The sequence below is a fragment of the Frigoribacterium salinisoli genome (assembly GCF_054781095.1).
Window position 1 is genome coordinate 201,687 of sequence record NZ_BAAGVB010000002.1, and the last position, 15,035, is coordinate 216,721.

Here is a 15,035-nt window from a genome sequence, read left to right on the forward strand (position 1 = left end):
GGACCTGTGACGCACGAGCCAGGGGCGACCGATCGCACCATGCGCATCGGAGAGCTCGCCGACCGTGCCGGGATGTCCCTGCGCACGATCCGGCACTACGACGAGGTGGGCCTCCTGACGCCGTCGGGGCGCACCGAGGGCGGCTTCCGCCTCTACACCGAGCAGGACTTCGCGCGCCTCATGGTGATCCGCCGCATGAAGCCCCTCGGCTTCAGCCTCGACGAGATGGCCGACCTGCTGCGCATCGTCGGCGCCCTCGAGGCCGACCCGTCCGACGCCGCGTCGAGGGTCCGGCTCGACGAGTTCACGGCTCGCGCGGCCGAGCGCCGCGCAGGGCTCGAGGCGCAGCTGGCGATGGCCGACGAGTTCCTCGCGCTGCTCCGCGCGCGCTGACCCCGTACCGGGCAGGAGGCGCGGGTCGCCCCCGCCCCGCGCCTCCTGCCCCGGGCCTCCTGCCCCGCGCCCCGCGCCTCCTGCCCCGCGTCAGCCGCGGTCGGCGTCGCGCCGCTCCACGAGGTCGACGGCGTACGACGCGAACCAGCGACCCGCCCCGGGGCCGTCGTTGCAGTCGCCGTCGCTGAGGCCGGGCGTCTTCACCCAGAGCAGTGCGTCGAGGTCCTCGTCGCCGTCGGCGACGCGGGGGTCCTGGCCGAGGGCCACGCCCTCGGGGTTGCACCACGTGCCCTGCCAGCCGCGGCCGTTCCGCGACACGTCGACGACGTAGTGCGCACCGCCGGTCAGCGCCGAGAGCCGGCCGGCGTAGTCGCGTTCCGAGTCGGTGGGGTGGAACCCCGACACGTTGGTCGAGAAGCCGCGCGCGTGCTCGACGCCGGCGGCGCGGAGCCGTTCGGCCATGACCGCCGGCGGCACCCAGTCCGAGTTGCCGCCGTCGAGGTAGGCGGGGACCCCCGCGGCCGCGAAGCCCTCGACGGCCTCGCGCAGCAGCGGAAGGCGCACGTCGGCCTGGTCCGGGCAGGTGTCGAGCATGGCGAGCGAGTCGGGCTCGACGACGACCACCGCCGGCTCGCCGGCGAGGGCGTCGGCGACGACGGCGCTCCAGGCGGCGTAGCGGTCGGCGGGCAGGCCACCGCGGGAGTGGTGGCCGCAGTCGCGCTCGGGGATCGCGTAGGTGACGAACACGGCCGTCCCGCCCTGCGCGCGGGCGTCGGCGAGGTACTCGGCGATCTCGGCGCGCAGCTCGGCGTCGGTCCAGCCGTCGCCGAGCCAGAGCGCGACGGGGCGCTCCGCGATGTCGTCGGCGGCGGCAGCGCCGGCCGTGTCGCCCGACCGGACGAGCTGCGAGCTGGCCCTCGAGGCGACGGAGTCGGTCTGCACGGCGAGGCCGCCGGGGAAGACCCGGTCGACCGGAGCGCGACGGATGTCGTCGGAGCGCAGGGCGGTCGAGGTCGGCGCGGGGTCGGGGGAGGCGGGCGGCTGTGGTTCGGTGCCCGAGGTGCAGCCGGCGAGGAGGGCGCCCACGGCGAGCACGGTGGCGGCACCCGCGGCGGCACCCGCGGCGGCCCGGCCCCGTGGGGCGAGGCGTGGCCCCGCGCGACGGGACGGCGCGACGGCCATCGGGCGGCGGGCGGGTCGTCGGCTCACGGGGTCTCCGGCTCGCAGGTCGCAGGATGTCCGGGTCGCAGGGTCTCCGGGAGGACGGCCGGGGGTGCGACCGACCTGGTCGTGACGGTCACCGGCACGGAGACCGTCCCTGGTGCTGACCATCTGAGCACGGACACGCCCCGGCCGCAGCCGGACGTCTCGGGGACCGAGCGCGTACCCCACGCGGTCGGGCGACGTCGAGGACCGCCCGCGGGCCCACCACCGCGGACGGACGTCGCGGGCCCGGCGCCTCCTGGTGGAGATCGGCCGGGCCCGCGACGGTCCCCCGTTCCCCCCGGAACGCATCCTCTGATCCCAGGGTAGGGAGCCGCGGGGGTCGGACGCAGTACGAGAACTGGTGAGAACGGGCGTCGAACGGGTGGACCGTTCGGTCCGGCGGGGTGACGACGGACGGCACGGCGTCGACCGCCGATCACCCGCGGGTGATCGAGGGGTGACGCCGTGCCGTCGGGGCGCGGGGCCGGGGGTGGCTACGGGACCAGGAGGCCCGAGGTCTGCGAGGTGGCGCGCGCGTAGCGCTCTGCCACGTTGCCCCAGTTTACGACGTTCCAGAAGGCCTTGACGTAGTCGGCGCGCACGTTCTGGTAGTCGAGGTAGTAGGCGTGCTCCCAGACGTCGAGCATGAGCAGCGGGACGAGGCCGAGCGGCACGTTGCCCTGCTGGTCGAAGAGCTGGAACACGGCGAGCTTCTGCCCGATCGAGTCGTAGGCGAGCACGGACCAGCCGGAGCCCTGGACGCCGAGCGCCGTGGCGGTGAAGTGCGCCTTGAACTTCTCGAGGTCGCCGAAGTCGCGGCCGATCGCCTCGAGCAGGTCGCCGGTGGGCTCACCGGCCTCGGGGCTCAGGTTGGTCCAGAAGATCGAGTGGTTGACGTGGCCGCCCAGGTTGAAGGCGAGGTCCTTCTCGAGCTTGTTCACGTTGGCCAGGTCGCCCTTGTCGCGGGCCTCGGCCAGCTGCGCGAGGGCCGTGTTGGCGCCGGTCACGTAGGTCTGGTGGTGCTTCGAGTGGTGCAGCTCCATGATCCGGCCGCTGATGCTCGGCGCGAGGGCGTCGTAGTCGTAGGGGAGGTCGGGAAGGGTGTAGTCAGCCATGAGGTGATGTGTCCTTTCTGTGACGCCTCCACCGTACGCCCACGGTCGGGGTAGGTTCAGGCGCGGGTCAGGCGACCCCCAGGCGATCGACGGGAGGCACCCATGGCCACGTTCGGAGGGTTCGGCAGGCGCCGCGCGACCGACCCGAGGCTGCCGCCCGGCCAGTACCTCGAGCAGGGGTTCCCCGTGCTCTCGGCGGGGCCCACGCCGAACATCAAGCGCTGGGAGCTCGCCGTCGCCACCGAGACCGCGACGCGCACCTGGTCGTGGGAGGAGTTCCTCGCCCTCCCGCAAGAGCAGATCGAGACCGACATCCACTGCGTCACGAGCTGGACGAAGCTCGGCACGCACTGGACCGGCGTCTCGCTCGACACCCTCTTCGACGGCCTCGAGACCGAGCACCAGCACGCGATGGCCTCCAGCTACGGCGGCTACACGACGAACCTGCCCCTCGACCAGCTGCTCGGCGGCAAGGCGTGGGTGGTGCACCGCTACGAGGGCGAGCCCCTCTCGGCCGACCACGGCGGCCCCGCCCGCCTCTTCGTGCCGGGCCTCTACTTCTGGAAGAGCGCGAAGTGGCTGCACGGCATCCAGACGATGGCCGTCGACCGTCGCGGCTTCTGGGAGAGCATGGGCTACCACGGGCACGGTGACCCCTGGCGTGAGGAACGCTACGCGTGAGCGTCGAGCCGGCCGTGCCCCGCGACGCGGACGAGACGGCCGGGCCGGCTGACGCGCAGGGGTCGGAGCTGCCGGTCGACCCGTCGGGTGCCGTCGTGGGCGCCTGGCTGCCCGCGACCCTCGCGTCGACCGAGCCGCTGTCGGGGAGCGGGCGCACCCTGCGCCTCCTGGTCCCCGGCCTGCGCGAGGCGGCCGCCGGCCAGCACGTCGACGTGCGGCTCACCGCCGACGACGGCTACCAGGCGGTGCGCTCGTACTCGCTGAGCGACGTGCGGGCGAGCGCAGGAGGCCCGGGTCGCGTCCCCGAGATCGAGCTCGCGGTCGAGCGCCTCGACGACGGCGAGGTCTCGCCCTACCTCGTCGACGCCATGGAGGTCGGCGACCCCCTCGAGGTCCGCGGACCCATCGGCGGCTGGTTCCGGTGGCCGCCCACCCGGTTCGGACCGGGCTCGGCCGTGCAGGCCGTCATGCCCGATCCGCTCGGTGCTGCGCCCGTCGACGCCTCGCCGGTGCAGCTCGTCGCCGGCGGGTCGGGGGTCGCACCGCTCGTGAGCATGCTCCGGGTGCGGGCCGCGCTCGCGGAGGGGCCGGAGTTCCGGCTGCTGCACTCGGTCCGCGACGCCGCCTCGCGCTGGTTCGCCGCAGAGCTCGACGCGTACGCCGCAGCCGGGGTGGCGGAGGTGACCACGCTCTTCACGCGGGCCGCGCCCGCAGGAGGGGGTCGGGCCCCCGGCCGCCTCACCGAGCGGGAGCTGCTCGACGTCGCCCTGCCCGCCGAACGCCACCCCGTGGTCTACGTCTGCGGCACGAACGGCTTCGTCGCCCGGGTCGCCGAGTGGCTCGTCGCCGCCGGGCACGACCCGACGCGCGTGCGCACGGAGCGCTTCGGCGGCCTCTGACGCCGGCCCGGCCCCCGTCCGGCCTCTGTCGCCCGGCACGCGTCACTGGTCGGAAAAGGCGACAACGACGGGGGCGGTGCGCGCGGGGGTGGCTCGCGGGCGGCGTGTCGGGCGCGAGTTGTCGCGTTCGGCGGCGGCAGGAGGTGCGGGGCCCGTCCGGTGGTGCGGCGGGCGTCCGGCAGATGGTGCGGCGGTGGCCGGGCCGGTGGCGCGGCGATGGGGCGGGCTCCTGCGCCGTCTCGTCGGAAAAGGCGACAGGGAGGGGGGCGGTGCGCGCGGGGGTGGCTCTCGGGCGGCGTGTCGGGCGGAAGTTGTCGCGTTCGGCGGCGGCCGGCAGGAGGTGCGGGGCCCGTCCGGTGGTGCGGCGGGCGTCCGGCAGATGGCGCGGCGGTGGCGCGGCGGTGGGGCGGGCTCCTGCGCCGTCTCGTCGGAAAAGGCGACAACGGGAGGGGGTGGTGTGCGCGGGGGTGGCTCTCGGGCGGCGTGTCGGGCGGAAGTTGTCGCGTTCGGCGGCGGCCGGCAGGAGGTGCGGCCCGGCCCGGCAGGAGGTGCGGCCCGGCCGGCAGGCGGCCCGGCCCGGCCCGGCGGCGCCCGGCAGGAGGCCGGGCCCGGCGAGTCCCCAGCCCGCGGCTGCGAGCATGGTCGGGTCCCCGCCCTCCCCGCTGATCCCGGAGTCGTGCTGATGTCGCCTCGTACCCTGTTCCGTTCGTTCGCCGTGGCCGAGGTGGTGACCTGGACGCTGCTGATCGTCGGCATGCTGCTGAAGTACGCCGTCCGCGTCACCGACGTCGGGGTGAGCATCGCGGGTCCGATCCACGGGTTCGTCTTCTTGGCGTACCTCGTCGCCGGCGTCGTCGTCGCCGTCAACCAGCGCTGGAGCGCGGGCATCACCCTGCTCGCCCTGGCGAGCGCCGTCGTGCCCTTCGCCAGCCTGCCGGTGGAGCGGTGGATCGACCGTTCCGGGCGCCTCCGGGGCGGGTGGCGGCGCGAGGCGACCGGTGACCACCGGGACCGACGGCCGCTCGACCGCCTGCTCCGGTGGGTGCTCGCGCACCCCGTGCTCGCGCTCGTCGTCGCGGTCGTGGGCGTGAGCGTCGTGTTCGCCGCGCTGCTCGCGGTCGGGCCGCCCGTGCAGCTCGGCGACTGACGCGGGCAGCACCTCCTGCGCTCGAGCGTGCCGAGCCGCGTTGAGCCGCGCCGTGCGGCAGGGTCCCGTCGCCAGGCAGCGGTCCTGGACAGAAGCTTCACGCACTAAGACATCAGCCAGCTGAAGGGCGTACGGTGCCCCGCATGACCAGCCCGCAGCAGCCCCGCCCCACCAGCCCCGCCCGCCCCCACGGCACCACCCGCGCCGACGACCCGCACGCCGCCACCACCCGCGCCGACGACCCGCACGCCCCCGCCACCCGCGCCGACGTGGTGCGCCAGGTCGTCGTCGTCGTGACCGCGGTCGTCGCGATCGTGCTCGCCGCCTTCGGCTCCGGCGCCTTCGGCGGGGCCGAGGTGAGCGACGCGGCCGGCGGTGCCCTGAGCGCCGACGCGACGACGATCGCCCCCGCGACCCAGGCGTTCTCGATCTGGAGCGTCATCTACGCGGGCCTCGTCGCGTACGCGGTCTACCAGGCGCTGCCCGGCCTGCGGGCGCGGGACCGCCACCGCCGCCTGGGCCCCTGGGTCGCCGCGTCGCTGCTGCTCAACGCCGCCTGGCTGTTCGTGGCCGTGCAGCTCGGCAGCGTGTGGGGCGCCGCCGCCGTCATCGTGGTGCTGCTGCTCGTGCTGGCCCGGATCTTCGTGCTCCTGCTGCGCACCCGCACGGCGTCGTGGGTCGACGCGGTCGTCACCGACGGCACGCTCGGCCTCTACCTCGGCTGGGTGAGCGTCGCGACCGCGGCGAACCTCGCGGCCGCGATCGCCAGCTCGGGCTTCGACGGGGCCGGGCTGGGCGTCGACGGCTGGTCGGTCGTCGTGCTGGCCGTCGCCGGCCTGGTGGGCGTGGTGCTCGCCGTCGTCGGGCGCGGACGCCTCGCGCCCATGCTCTCGCTCGCGTGGGGCCTCTCCTGGGTCGCCGTCGGCCGGCTCACGGCCGAGCCCGAGAACGGCACCGCGGGCGTGACGGCGCTCGTCGCGGCGGCGGTCGTCGTGGTGGTGACGGTGGCCGTGCGGGTGACGCGGGGGCGTCGTCGGGGCGACGCGAGCGCCTGAGGCGACCGGGGCCTCCTGCGGGGCCCGTCGTCCGCCCGACGAGCAGGAGGCGCCGCACCCGTGGGGGTGCGGCGCCTCTCGTGCGCAGGGCAGGAGTCGCGACTAGCGCCCGCCCTCCAGCTTGCGGTGGCGCTGGGCCACGCCGAGCGTCCCGTAGGGGTAGTCGTCGAGGCGCGGCTCGCTCGCCGTGGTGAGGCGCGTGAGCTCCTCGCCGGTGAGGGGCAGGCCCGAGGCTCCCAGGTTGTCGCGCAGCTGCTCGACGGTCCGCACGCCGAGGATCACGCTCGTCACCGCGGGCCGCGAGAGCAGCCAGGCCAGCGCCACCTGCGACGGGCTGGCGTCGTGGGCGCGGGCGACGTCGTGCACGACGTCGAGCACCGCCCAGGTGCGCTCGTCGGCGTTGCGGGCCTCCCAGGCCTCCATGCCGCGGGCCGGGTCCTCGCCGAGGCGGGTGGCGCCGGTGGGGGCCTGGTCGCGCACGTACTTGCCGCTCAGCCATCCGCCCGCGAGCGGCGACCACGGCAGCAGGCCGATGCCGGCGTCGAGGGAGGCGGGCACGATCTCGTGCTCGATGTCGCGCACGAGCAGGTTGTACTGCGGCTGCAGCGTCGCCGGGGGCGTCGTGCCCAGGGCCTCGCCGCGGTGCACGGCCTTGGTCAGCTGCCAGCCCAGGAAGTTCGAGAAGCCCCAGTACGAGATCTTGCCGGCGGCGACGGCGTCGTCCAGGAACCGCAGGGTCTCGTCGATCGGGGTCAGCGCGTCCCACGCGTGCAGCTGGTAGAGGTCGACGTGCTCCACGCCGAGCCGCGCGAGCGACGCGTCGAGCGCCTTCGTGAGGTGCCGGCGCGAGAGGCCGACGTCGTTGGCCCCGGACCCCATCGGGAACCGGCCCTTGGTGGCGAGCACGACCTGCTCGCGCTCGGTGGGGTGGTCGGCCAGCCAGCGCCCGACGATCTCCTCCGACGTGCCCGCGCTGTAGACGTCCGCCGTGTCGACGAACGTGCCCCCGGCCTCCGTGAAGGCGTCGAGGATCTCGCGGGAGGTGCTCTCGTCGGCCTCGGCGCCGAACGTCATCGTGCCCAGCGTCAGCTCCGACACCACGGCACCGCTGTTGCCCATCAGTCTCTGGTCCATGACTCGACGCTACGCCGCCTGTACCCCGAGCGTGCGGAGCGTGGCCCCCGAGCGGGGGGACTGCCGCACCTCCGTACCCGCGGGTACCGTGGAGGAGCGGCCGATCAGGGGCCGGTCCGTGGAGCGACGCCGACCACGTCGCGACCTCGGTCACCCGACCTGCGTGGGGGACACGTGAAGAGCACATCCGTCCTGGGCACCGCGAGCTGCCCCGTCGACACCACCGATCTCGAGCGTGCGCACGCCGTCATCCGGGACACCTACAAGGTGGGGACGATGACGGCCGAGACCCGGGGCCCGCGCGGCTTCCGGTTCCGTCAGAGCGTCGTCGGCGACCACCGCTTCGGGCTGGGCCGCTTCTCGTACACGGGGACGGTCGAGTCGGAGTCCGAGATCGTGCCCTTCGTCTGCGTGGGCCAGGTGCACTCCGGCAGGCTCGAGGTGACGAACGAATCCGTGCAGCTGCGGACGGTGCCCCGCACCCCGTTCCTCTTCCCCGACGGGGTCCCGGTCCGGACGCGCTACGACGACCTCGATCTCGGCCAGGTGATGCTCGACCGGTCGGCGCTCGAGGAGGAGCTCCGGGCCCTCCGCCTCCTGCCCGCGGGCGGCGTCCGGTTCTTCGACCCGTCCCCGGTGTCGGCCGACGCGGTGCGGCACTGGCAGGCGCTCTCGTCGCACGTCTACCGCGAGGTCCTCGGCAACGAGGCGGCGGCGTCGAGCGAGCTCGTCCGCGGGTCGGTGTTCCGCATGTTCGTCGCCGCACTGCTCGAGACGTTCCCGAGCAACGTGGTCGACGACCACCTCGAGCACGACCCGGCACCCCTGCCGGGCACGGTGCGGCGCGCCCTCGCCTTCATCGAGGAGCGCTCCGGTGGGGACATCGGGCTCGTCGAGATCGCCCAGGCCGCCCGCCTCACGCCCCGGGGGCTGCAGCTGGCGTTCCGGCGCCACCTCGACGCGACGCCCCTCGCCGCGCTGCGTGCGGAGCGCCTGCGCCGGGCCCACGCCGACCTCGTCGAGGCCAGTCCGGACCGGGGCGACACCGTCGCCGCGATCGCGGCCCGCTGGGGCTTCGCGCACCAGGGGCGCTTCGCCGCGGCGTACCAGGCGTCCTACGGGCGGCCGCCGCGCACGACCCTCGAGCGCTGAGCCGGGCGCGTCGCGCGCCCCTTCGCCGTAGCGTCGACCGATTCGTTCGCCGGACAGACCGTGGCGTTCCCTACTCGCTCGACGGACACTGGACGGGCCTCGCAGGGTCAGGTTCAGGGCTGCGAGAAGGGCGCGGGGGGCCGTTCGGGTCGGCTCCCCGCGTCGACACCCGTCACGCGGCGGGACGCGTCAGTCGCGGGCGCTCGACGGGTGCGCCGACACGTCGGTGCGCAAGAACGAGCGGTGCGAGCGCGACGCGGTGGGTCCGCGCTGGCCCTGGTAGCGCGAGCCCGTCTCGGTGGAGCCGTAGGGGTGCTCGGCCGGCGAGGTGAGCCGGAAGAAGCAGAGCTGCCCGATCTTCATGCCCGGCCAGAGCTTGATGGGCAGCGTGGCGACGTTGGACAGCTCGAGCGTCACGTGCCCGCTGAAGCCCGGGTCGATGAACCCGGCGGTCGAGTGCGTGAGCAGGCCGAGGCGGCCGAGCGAGCTCTTGCCCTCGAGGCGCGCGGCGACGTCGTCGGGCAGCGAGACGAGCTCGTACGTGCTGCCGAGCACGAACTCGCCCGGGTGCAGCACGAACGGCTCGTCGGCGGGCGTCTCGACCAGGCGGGTCAGCTCGGGCTGGTCCTCGGCGGGGTCGATGAACGGGTACTTGTGGTTGTCGAACAGGCGGAAGAACCGGTCGAGGCGCACGTCGATGCTCGACGGCTGGATCAGGGAGGGGTCGTAGGGGTCGAGGCCGATGCGGCGGGCGTCGAGCTCTTGCTTGATGTCGCGGTCCGAGAGCAGCACGGGGACGAGCTTAGGGGCCGAGGGGGCAGACTCGGGGGATGCGTGCCGTCACGATCTCCCGCCCCGGAGGACCCGAGGTCCTCGTCGTCGCCGAGCTGCCGGAGCCCGTGCCGGGCCCGCACGAGGTCGTCGTCGACGTGGCCGCCGCGGGCCTCAACCGGGCCGACGTGAGCCAGCGGCAGGGCTCGTACCCGCCTCCTGCCGGTGCGCCCGAGTGGCCCGGCCTCGAGGTGTCGGGCACGGTCGTCTCCGTCGGCGAGCAGGTGACGCAGGTCGCGGCCGGCAACCACGTCGTGGCGCTCCTGGGCGGCGGCGGGTACGCCGACCGCGTCGCCGTCGACGAGGGCCTCGTGCTGCCCCTGCCGAAGGGCGTCGACCTGGTGCTCGCGGCCGGACTGCCGGAGGCCGTGGCCACCGTGTGGAGCAACGTGTTCCTCGCCGCCGGGCTGCGGGCCGGCGAGACGCTCCTCGTGCACGGCGGCACGAGCGGGGTCGGCTCCGTCGCGATCCAGCTCGCCGTCGCCCGCGGCGCCACCGTCTACGCGACCGCCGGCGGGGCGGAGAAGGTCGCCTTCTGCGAGGAGCTCGGCGCGACGCGGGGCATCGACTACCGCGACGAGGACTTCGTCGCGGTCGTGCAGGAGGCCACGGGCGGCCGCGGCGTGGACGTGGTCCTCGACCTCGTGGGCGGCTCGTACCTCGGGCGGGACGTCGAGGCGCTCGCCGTCGGCGGCCGCGTCATGGTCATCGCCGCCCAGGGCGGTCGCGAGGCGACCCTCGACGTCGGCCTGCTGATGCAGAAGCGCGCCCGCGTGTGGGGCACGACGCTGCGCGCCCGACCCCTCGAGGAGCGCCGCGAGATCATGGCCTCGGTGCGCGAGCACGTCTGGCCGCTCGTCGAGCAGGGCGCGGTGCGGGTGATCCTCGACAGCGTGTACCCGCTCGAGTTCGCCGCGACGGCCCACCGCCGCATGGAGTCCGGCGGGCACCTCGGCAAGATCCTGCTCGCGGTGCGCTAGCGCCCCGCGGGTGCGGTGCGTCCGGGGTGCGGTGCGGACAGGGGGCGCCGCGGGGGCGCGGTCCGCTACGCGACGCGCGAGTCCGCGCCGCGGCGCGCGACGCCCCCGCCGGAGACCTCCACGAGCACCGGCAGGTCGGTGCCGAGGAGCAGGTCCAGCCCGCGGACGGCCTCCGACGCCGCGGCGACGACGGGCGCGGGGGACGCGCCCGACGTGACGCGGACCCGGACGCGCAGGGCGGGCCTCCCGTCCGCCCGGAACGCGGTGACGTGCACGGCGGCGACGTCGCGGCGGTGCTCCAGCGCGTGCACGAGCGCCGTCCCGGCGAACGACGCCGACACGGCGATGCTGCCCGCGGGCTCGTCGACGCTCACCACGCGGTCGGTGCGGCCGCCGCCATGGGCGAGGACCGCCCAGAGCAGCAGCAGCGCGACGACCAGGCACGCCACCGTGAGCGCGAGGGGCAGCCAGCTGCCGCCGGTGCCGCCCACGGGGTCGAGCGGCGTACGGGCGAGCAGGTCGGCCAGGCCGTCGCCCGTCGACCCGAGCGCCTCGCGGAGGACGCGACCGACGCTGCCCGCGCTCGCCGTGGCGAGCAGGGCCGCGCCCGCGCCGACGGTGACGAGGCCGACGACGGCGAGGAACAGCCTGCTGAGAGCGCGGTTGCTGCGGCTCATGCGCCGATCCTCCCGTGCCGCCCGACCCGGGCCGTGACCTCGAGCGGCGGCCGCCAGGGGTCGGCGGCCAGGTCGTCGCGCACCGCGGCGAGCACCGCCTCGTCGTCGAGGGCGACGCCCGAGCTGCGGACCAGGTCGAGCCCGACCCGGCGCCGCGACACCCAGGCCCGCACCTGCGACGCCCCCAGGCGGCCGGCGCTGCGGGCTCGGCGGGCGGCGGCCGCGGCGATGACCTCGTCGTCGACGACGGCCGCGACGCGGGCGTCGTCGAGCGCGTGGCGCCCGCGACGTCCGGGTGCCACGGCCAGCACGAGCAGCACGAGCCCGACGAGCACGGTGACGGCACCGACCGCGAGCACGAGGGCCGGGGCGTCCGTGGCGGTCCGCGCCAGCGTGCCGGGCAGGTCGACGAGCGACGCCAGCAGGGCGGGCCGGCCGAGCGCGGCCAGTGCCGACTCCGTGCCGACCCAGGCGACGAGCACGAGCAGCAGCAGGGCCACGACGACCGTGGGCACCGACCGCGACGCGTGCGTCGCCCGGCGCAGGAGGCGGTGGTACAGGGCGCGGTGATCGGTCACGACACCCTCCGGCGGGCCTCGGCACGGGCGCCCGTGACGACGACGTCGACGCGCGAGACGGACCTCCCGGTCAGCTCGCGCACGCGCGACCGGACGGTGCCCTGCAGCTCGCGGACCAGGCCCAGGACGCCGCCCTCGGGCAGCTCGGACGCACGGTCGAGGGCGGGCACGCTCACGGGCGTCGCGACGTGGAGCGCCAGGTCGCCGCCGTCGTCCGTGGCGTCGACGCGGACGTCGTGCCGCTCGACGCGCAGCTGCTCGGCGACGACCGCACCGGCCACGCGCTGCAGCACCCTGGGGCGCACCGAGACGTGCCCGGGCACGACCGGGCCGTGCTCGCTCACGACGAGGAACGCCGCCCGCGGAGGGCGTCCCACAGGGCGTGCACGTCGGTGCGGCCGGAGACGACCCGGCCGACGAGGCCGCCGACCGCGAGGAACGCGGCGACGACGAGCATCTCGCCGAGGCCGAACGCGACCGCGACGACGCCGAGGACGGCGCCGACCGCGAGGCCCACCTGCGTCGTCGTCATCGCACGCGGCCCTCGGACTCGCCGCCAGCGTCGTCGCCGGGGATGTGCACGTCGTCGACGGCGACGTTGATCTCGGCGACCTCCATGCCGACCAGCTGCCTGATCGCCTGCGCCACGCTCGCGCGCACCTGCTCGGCGACGTCGTGGATCGGCACCGGGTACTCGACGACGAGGGTGACGTCGGCGGCGACCTGCGTCTCGCCGACCTCGACCGCGATGCCCTGGGCGGCGTCGCTGCCGCCGACCACGCCGCGGAGCGCCCCGAACGCGCGGGCCGTGCCGCCACCGAGGGCGTGGACGCCGGGCACCTCGCGGGCGGCCAGTCCGGCGACCTTCGCGACGACGGCGTCCGCGACGACCGTGCGACCGGGTGCGGCCCCGACGGCGTCGCGAGCGCCGGCGGAGGACGCCCGCGGGGACGACGCGACGGAGGAGCCGGAGGCGCCGGAGCCGGGCGACGCGCTCGCCGACGCGGCCCCGCCGGGGGCGGTCGTGCCTCCTGCGGTGGGGACGCCGAGCGCGTCGGTGGCGGGTGGGTTCGTCGTGTCGGCCATGGTCGCTCCTCGTTCGTTCTGGGACGGCCCCGGTACCGGGGCCCGTGGCTGGTGTACCAAGGACGGGACGCAACGGCCAGTCCTTTCGTCACGCTACGCCCGGACGCCCTGCGACCGGGCCCGGACCGAGCAGGGGAGGCGAGATGGCCACGGACCTCCAGCAGGCGTCCGACGGCACCCTCGCCAGCCGGGCCGCCGACGGCGACGAGCGCTCCTTCGAGGTGCTGCTGCGGCGGCACCTGTCGCTCATGACGGCCTACGCGACGCGCCTCACGGGCTCGCGCGCCGACGCCGTCGACGCGGTGCAGGAGGCCTCGATCGTCATCTGGCGGGAGCTGCCCGAGCTGCGCACGCCGGAGGCGGTCCGCGGGTGGTTGATGCGCATCGTCGCCCGCAAGGCGTTCGACCTCATCCGTGCCCGCAAGCCCGCGAGCGACGTCGACGACCTCGAGCTCCCGACGACCGGCACCGACGACCCCCTCCGCAGCGCCGAGTCGGGCGACGCCATGACGGCGCTGCGCGCGGCCCTCAGGAGGCTGCCGGCCGGGCAGCGACGGGCGTGGCTGCTCCGTGAGGTGGGCGGGGAGTCGTACCAGGACATCGCGGCGCGGACCGGCACGAGCGTGACCGCCGTGCGGGGCCAGCTCGCCCGCGCCCGTGAGACGCTGACGCGCGAGATGGAGGCCTTCCGATGAGCGAGCGCACACCCGACGGGCGGGACCTCGCGCCTCCTGCCCTGCCCGGGGTCGACCCCGGTGCCGCGGCGGCGACCGCCGCACAGGCGCAGGCCGACGCGCGCGCCGCCGTCGACGCGGCCTCGGACGAGCCCGGCAGCGCCAGCTACGAGAGGCTCTCCGACTACCTCGACGCCTGCCGCCAGCCCTACGACCCCCTCCTCGAGGAGCACCCCGGCAACCGCGCCCAGCTCGCCGCGCTCGAGCGCCTCCGTGCCGTCACGGGCGACGTGCTCGCCGCCGAGGCCGCCGCCGAGCCCGCGCCCGAACCGCACTGGATCGCCGGGATCATGGACCGCGTGCGCCTCGAGGCGCGCTCGGGCCGGGAGATCCCGTTGGCCTCGCCCGACCCGCGCAGCGAGCTCCGCATCACTGAGGGCGCCGTGCGGGCCCTCGTCCGCGACGCGGGCGACGGCGTGCCCGGCGCGATCGTGCTGTCGTGCACGCTCGCCGGCGACGTCACCGTGCCGGAGGCGCCGGTCACCGTCGAGGTCGCCGTCAGCGTCCGGTACGGGGCCGCGGCCGACACCGTCGCCGACGGGGTGCGCACCGCCGTGCACGCGGCGCTCGCCGCCCAGACGGAGCTCGTCGTCACGGCCCTCGACGTGCTCGTCCGCGACGTGCACGTCGAGCCCCGGACCACCGACGACGGACCGACCGGAGGTGCCCGATGAGCGACGGACGCCACCTCGACCCCGCGGGGCCGCCCGAGCCGGCGGGGCCGCTCGAGCCCGTCGCCCCCGGCCCTGGCCCCGACGACATCGTCGGCCCCGTCGACCCCGACGCGCTCGGAGCGGCGCTCGGCGCGGTCGCCGCCGCCGTCGAGGGCGTCACCCGCGTCCAGCCGCGCACCGGCCTCGGCGAGATGGTGCAGGGCGCCCTGGGCGGTGCGGTCGGCGGGCTCCGGTCGCTCGTCGGGCACCGGGGGGCGGCCGTCGACCGCACCGCGGGACCGTCGGGCCCGGTCGTCGGCATCGCGCTCTCCGACGTCGAGGTGCGCCTCACGGTCGACCTCTGCGTCGCCGAGGCGGCCACCGCCCCGGCCGTCGCCCGCCGCGTCGCGGAGGCGCTCCTCGCGCATCCTGCCCTCGCCGGGCTGCCGCCCGCGTCCGTCGACCTGCGCGTCGTCGGCGTCGACCCCTGAGCCCGGCCCGGTGGCGCGGCGCGGCCCGGCCCGGCCCGGTGGCGCTGCACCGGCCGGTCTCGGCCACGATCGCAGGAGGCCCGCCCCACGCCCGGCGGCGACCTTGCTAGAGTGGTCGCGCACGCCCCGGCGTGCTGCGCGAGTGTAGTTCAATGGTAGAACTCCAGCTTCCCAAGCTGGTAGCGCGGGTTCGATTCCCGTCACTCGCTCCAGATCCCCCGAC

19 protein-coding genes and 1 tRNA gene are annotated in these 15,035 nt (G+C 75.8%); 11 read left to right on the forward strand and 9 right to left on the reverse strand.

The window, feature by feature from the left end; all coding sequences use genetic code 11:
- Window positions 1-39 precede the first annotated feature (39 nt).
- Window positions 40-393: a MerR family transcriptional regulator gene (locus tag ACYVHQ_RS06815; protein WP_460511430.1), complete on the forward strand. Its 354-nt coding sequence runs from the start codon at window positions 40-42 to the stop codon at window positions 391-393.
- 90 nt (window positions 394-483) lie between these two features.
- Here ACYVHQ_RS06815 and ACYVHQ_RS06820 read toward each other — a convergent pair whose 3' ends face one another.
- Together ACYVHQ_RS06820 and ACYVHQ_RS06825 are read right to left on the reverse strand one after the other, a co-directional pair.
- Window positions 484-1,602, reverse strand: coding sequence for a glycoside hydrolase family 6 protein (locus ACYVHQ_RS06820; protein ID WP_460511431.1), 1,119 nt, complete (start codon window positions 1,600-1,602; stop codon window positions 484-486).
- A gap of 491 nt (window positions 1,603-2,093) precedes the next feature.
- Entirely contained in the window at window positions 2,094-2,714 is a 621-nt protein-coding gene (locus ACYVHQ_RS06825) for a superoxide dismutase (RefSeq protein ID WP_460511432.1), read from the reverse strand.
- 102 nt (window positions 2,715-2,816) lie between these two features.
- Between ACYVHQ_RS06825 and ACYVHQ_RS06830 the strand changes: the two genes are divergently transcribed.
- The 4 genes from ACYVHQ_RS06830 to ACYVHQ_RS06845 all read left to right on the forward strand — a co-directional run bounded on the left by ACYVHQ_RS06830 (window position 2,817) and on the right by ACYVHQ_RS06845 (window position 6,496).
- Entirely contained in the window at window positions 2,817-3,395 is a 579-nt protein-coding gene (locus ACYVHQ_RS06830) for a molybdopterin-dependent oxidoreductase (RefSeq protein ID WP_460511433.1), read from the forward strand.
- The gene (locus ACYVHQ_RS06835; protein ID WP_460511435.1) at window positions 3,392-4,294 is read left to right on the forward strand and encodes an FAD-binding oxidoreductase; all 903 of its coding nucleotides are present in this window, start codon (window positions 3,392-3,394) and stop codon (window positions 4,292-4,294) included. The genes ACYVHQ_RS06830 and ACYVHQ_RS06835 overlap by 4 nt, the downstream gene beginning before the upstream one ends.
- A 682-nt stretch (window positions 4,295-4,976) precedes the next feature.
- Entirely contained in the window at window positions 4,977-5,441 is a 465-nt protein-coding gene (locus ACYVHQ_RS06840; protein ID WP_460511437.1) for a DUF3817 domain-containing protein, read from the forward strand.
- Window positions 5,442-5,584: 143 nt separating this feature from the next.
- Entirely contained in the window at window positions 5,585-6,496 is a 912-nt protein-coding gene (locus ACYVHQ_RS06845) for a tryptophan-rich sensory protein (protein ID WP_460511439.1), read from the forward strand.
- Between the two features lie 102 nt (window positions 6,497-6,598).
- Here ACYVHQ_RS06845 and ACYVHQ_RS06850 read toward each other — a convergent pair whose 3' ends face one another.
- Complete coding sequence (locus ACYVHQ_RS06850; protein WP_460511441.1) at window positions 6,599-7,630, reverse strand: aldo/keto reductase; 1,032 nt, start codon at window positions 7,628-7,630, stop codon at window positions 6,599-6,601.
- Window positions 7,631-7,804: 174 nt separating this feature from the next.
- On the opposite strand from ACYVHQ_RS06850, the gene ACYVHQ_RS06855 reads away from it, so the two are divergent.
- Window positions 7,805-8,782: an AraC family transcriptional regulator gene (locus ACYVHQ_RS06855; protein WP_460511443.1), complete on the forward strand. Its 978-nt coding sequence runs from the start codon at window positions 7,805-7,807 to the stop codon at window positions 8,780-8,782.
- Window positions 8,783-8,971: 189 nt separating this feature from the next.
- Here the strand turns inward: ACYVHQ_RS06855 and dcd are convergent, their stop codons facing one another.
- Window positions 8,972-9,574 (reverse strand): dCTP deaminase, encoded by a 603-nt coding sequence (gene dcd / locus ACYVHQ_RS06860; RefSeq protein WP_460511444.1) that lies wholly within the window; start codon window positions 9,572-9,574, stop codon window positions 8,972-8,974.
- Between the two features lie 38 nt (window positions 9,575-9,612).
- Here dcd and ACYVHQ_RS06865 point away from each other — a divergent pair, with 38 nt between their 5' ends.
- Complete coding sequence (locus ACYVHQ_RS06865) at window positions 9,613-10,593, forward strand: NAD(P)H-quinone oxidoreductase (protein ID WP_460511446.1); 981 nt, start codon at window positions 9,613-9,615, stop codon at window positions 10,591-10,593.
- Between the two features lie 65 nt (window positions 10,594-10,658).
- Here the strand turns inward: ACYVHQ_RS06865 and ACYVHQ_RS06870 are convergent, their stop codons facing one another.
- The 5 genes from ACYVHQ_RS06870 to ACYVHQ_RS06890 are packed head-to-tail and all read right to left on the reverse strand — an operon-like array spanning window position 10,659 to window position 12,934.
- A complete protein-coding gene (locus ACYVHQ_RS06870; RefSeq protein WP_460511448.1) occupies window positions 10,659-11,270 on the reverse strand; it encodes a hypothetical protein in 612 nt (203 codons plus the stop codon).
- Entirely contained in the window at window positions 11,267-11,848 is a 582-nt protein-coding gene (locus ACYVHQ_RS06875; RefSeq protein WP_460511451.1) for a hypothetical protein, read from the reverse strand. The genes ACYVHQ_RS06870 and ACYVHQ_RS06875 overlap by 4 nt, the downstream gene beginning before the upstream one ends.
- On the reverse strand, window positions 11,845-12,192 hold the full coding sequence (locus tag ACYVHQ_RS06880; protein ID WP_460511453.1) for a hypothetical protein: 348 nt from the start codon (window positions 12,190-12,192) through the stop codon (window positions 11,845-11,847). Before ACYVHQ_RS06880 ends, ACYVHQ_RS06875 begins: the two co-directional genes overlap by 4 nt.
- The gene (locus ACYVHQ_RS06885) at window positions 12,189-12,380 is read right to left on the reverse strand and encodes a hypothetical protein (protein ID WP_460511455.1); all 192 of its coding nucleotides are present in this window, start codon (window positions 12,378-12,380) and stop codon (window positions 12,189-12,191) included. Before ACYVHQ_RS06885 ends, ACYVHQ_RS06880 begins: the two co-directional genes overlap by 4 nt.
- Window positions 12,377-12,934, reverse strand: a complete 558-nt coding sequence (locus ACYVHQ_RS06890; RefSeq protein WP_460511457.1) for an Asp23/Gls24 family envelope stress response protein — start codon at window positions 12,932-12,934, stop codon at window positions 12,377-12,379. Before ACYVHQ_RS06890 ends, ACYVHQ_RS06885 begins: the two co-directional genes overlap by 4 nt.
- A gap of 143 nt (window positions 12,935-13,077) precedes the next feature.
- On the opposite strand from ACYVHQ_RS06890, the gene ACYVHQ_RS06895 reads away from it, so the two are divergent.
- The 4 genes from ACYVHQ_RS06895 (at window position 13,078) to ACYVHQ_RS06910 (ending at window position 15,024) form a co-directional block, all read left to right on the forward strand.
- The gene (locus tag ACYVHQ_RS06895; protein ID WP_460511459.1) at window positions 13,078-13,629 is read left to right on the forward strand and encodes an RNA polymerase sigma factor; all 552 of its coding nucleotides are present in this window, start codon (window positions 13,078-13,080) and stop codon (window positions 13,627-13,629) included.
- Window positions 13,626-14,342 carry an Asp23/Gls24 family envelope stress response protein gene (locus ACYVHQ_RS06900; RefSeq protein WP_460511461.1) on the forward strand — a complete coding sequence of 239 codons (717 nt, stop codon included), beginning with the start codon at window positions 13,626-13,628 and terminating at the stop codon, window positions 14,340-14,342. The genes ACYVHQ_RS06895 and ACYVHQ_RS06900 overlap by 4 nt, the downstream gene beginning before the upstream one ends.
- A complete protein-coding gene (locus ACYVHQ_RS06905; protein WP_460511463.1) occupies window positions 14,339-14,812 on the forward strand; it encodes a hypothetical protein in 474 nt (157 codons plus the stop codon). The genes ACYVHQ_RS06900 and ACYVHQ_RS06905 overlap by 4 nt, the downstream gene beginning before the upstream one ends.
- Before the next feature lie 138 nt (window positions 14,813-14,950).
- Window positions 14,951-15,024: transfer RNA gene (locus tag ACYVHQ_RS06910), tRNA-Gly, on the forward strand.
- Window positions 15,025-15,035: the final 11 nt, after the last annotated feature.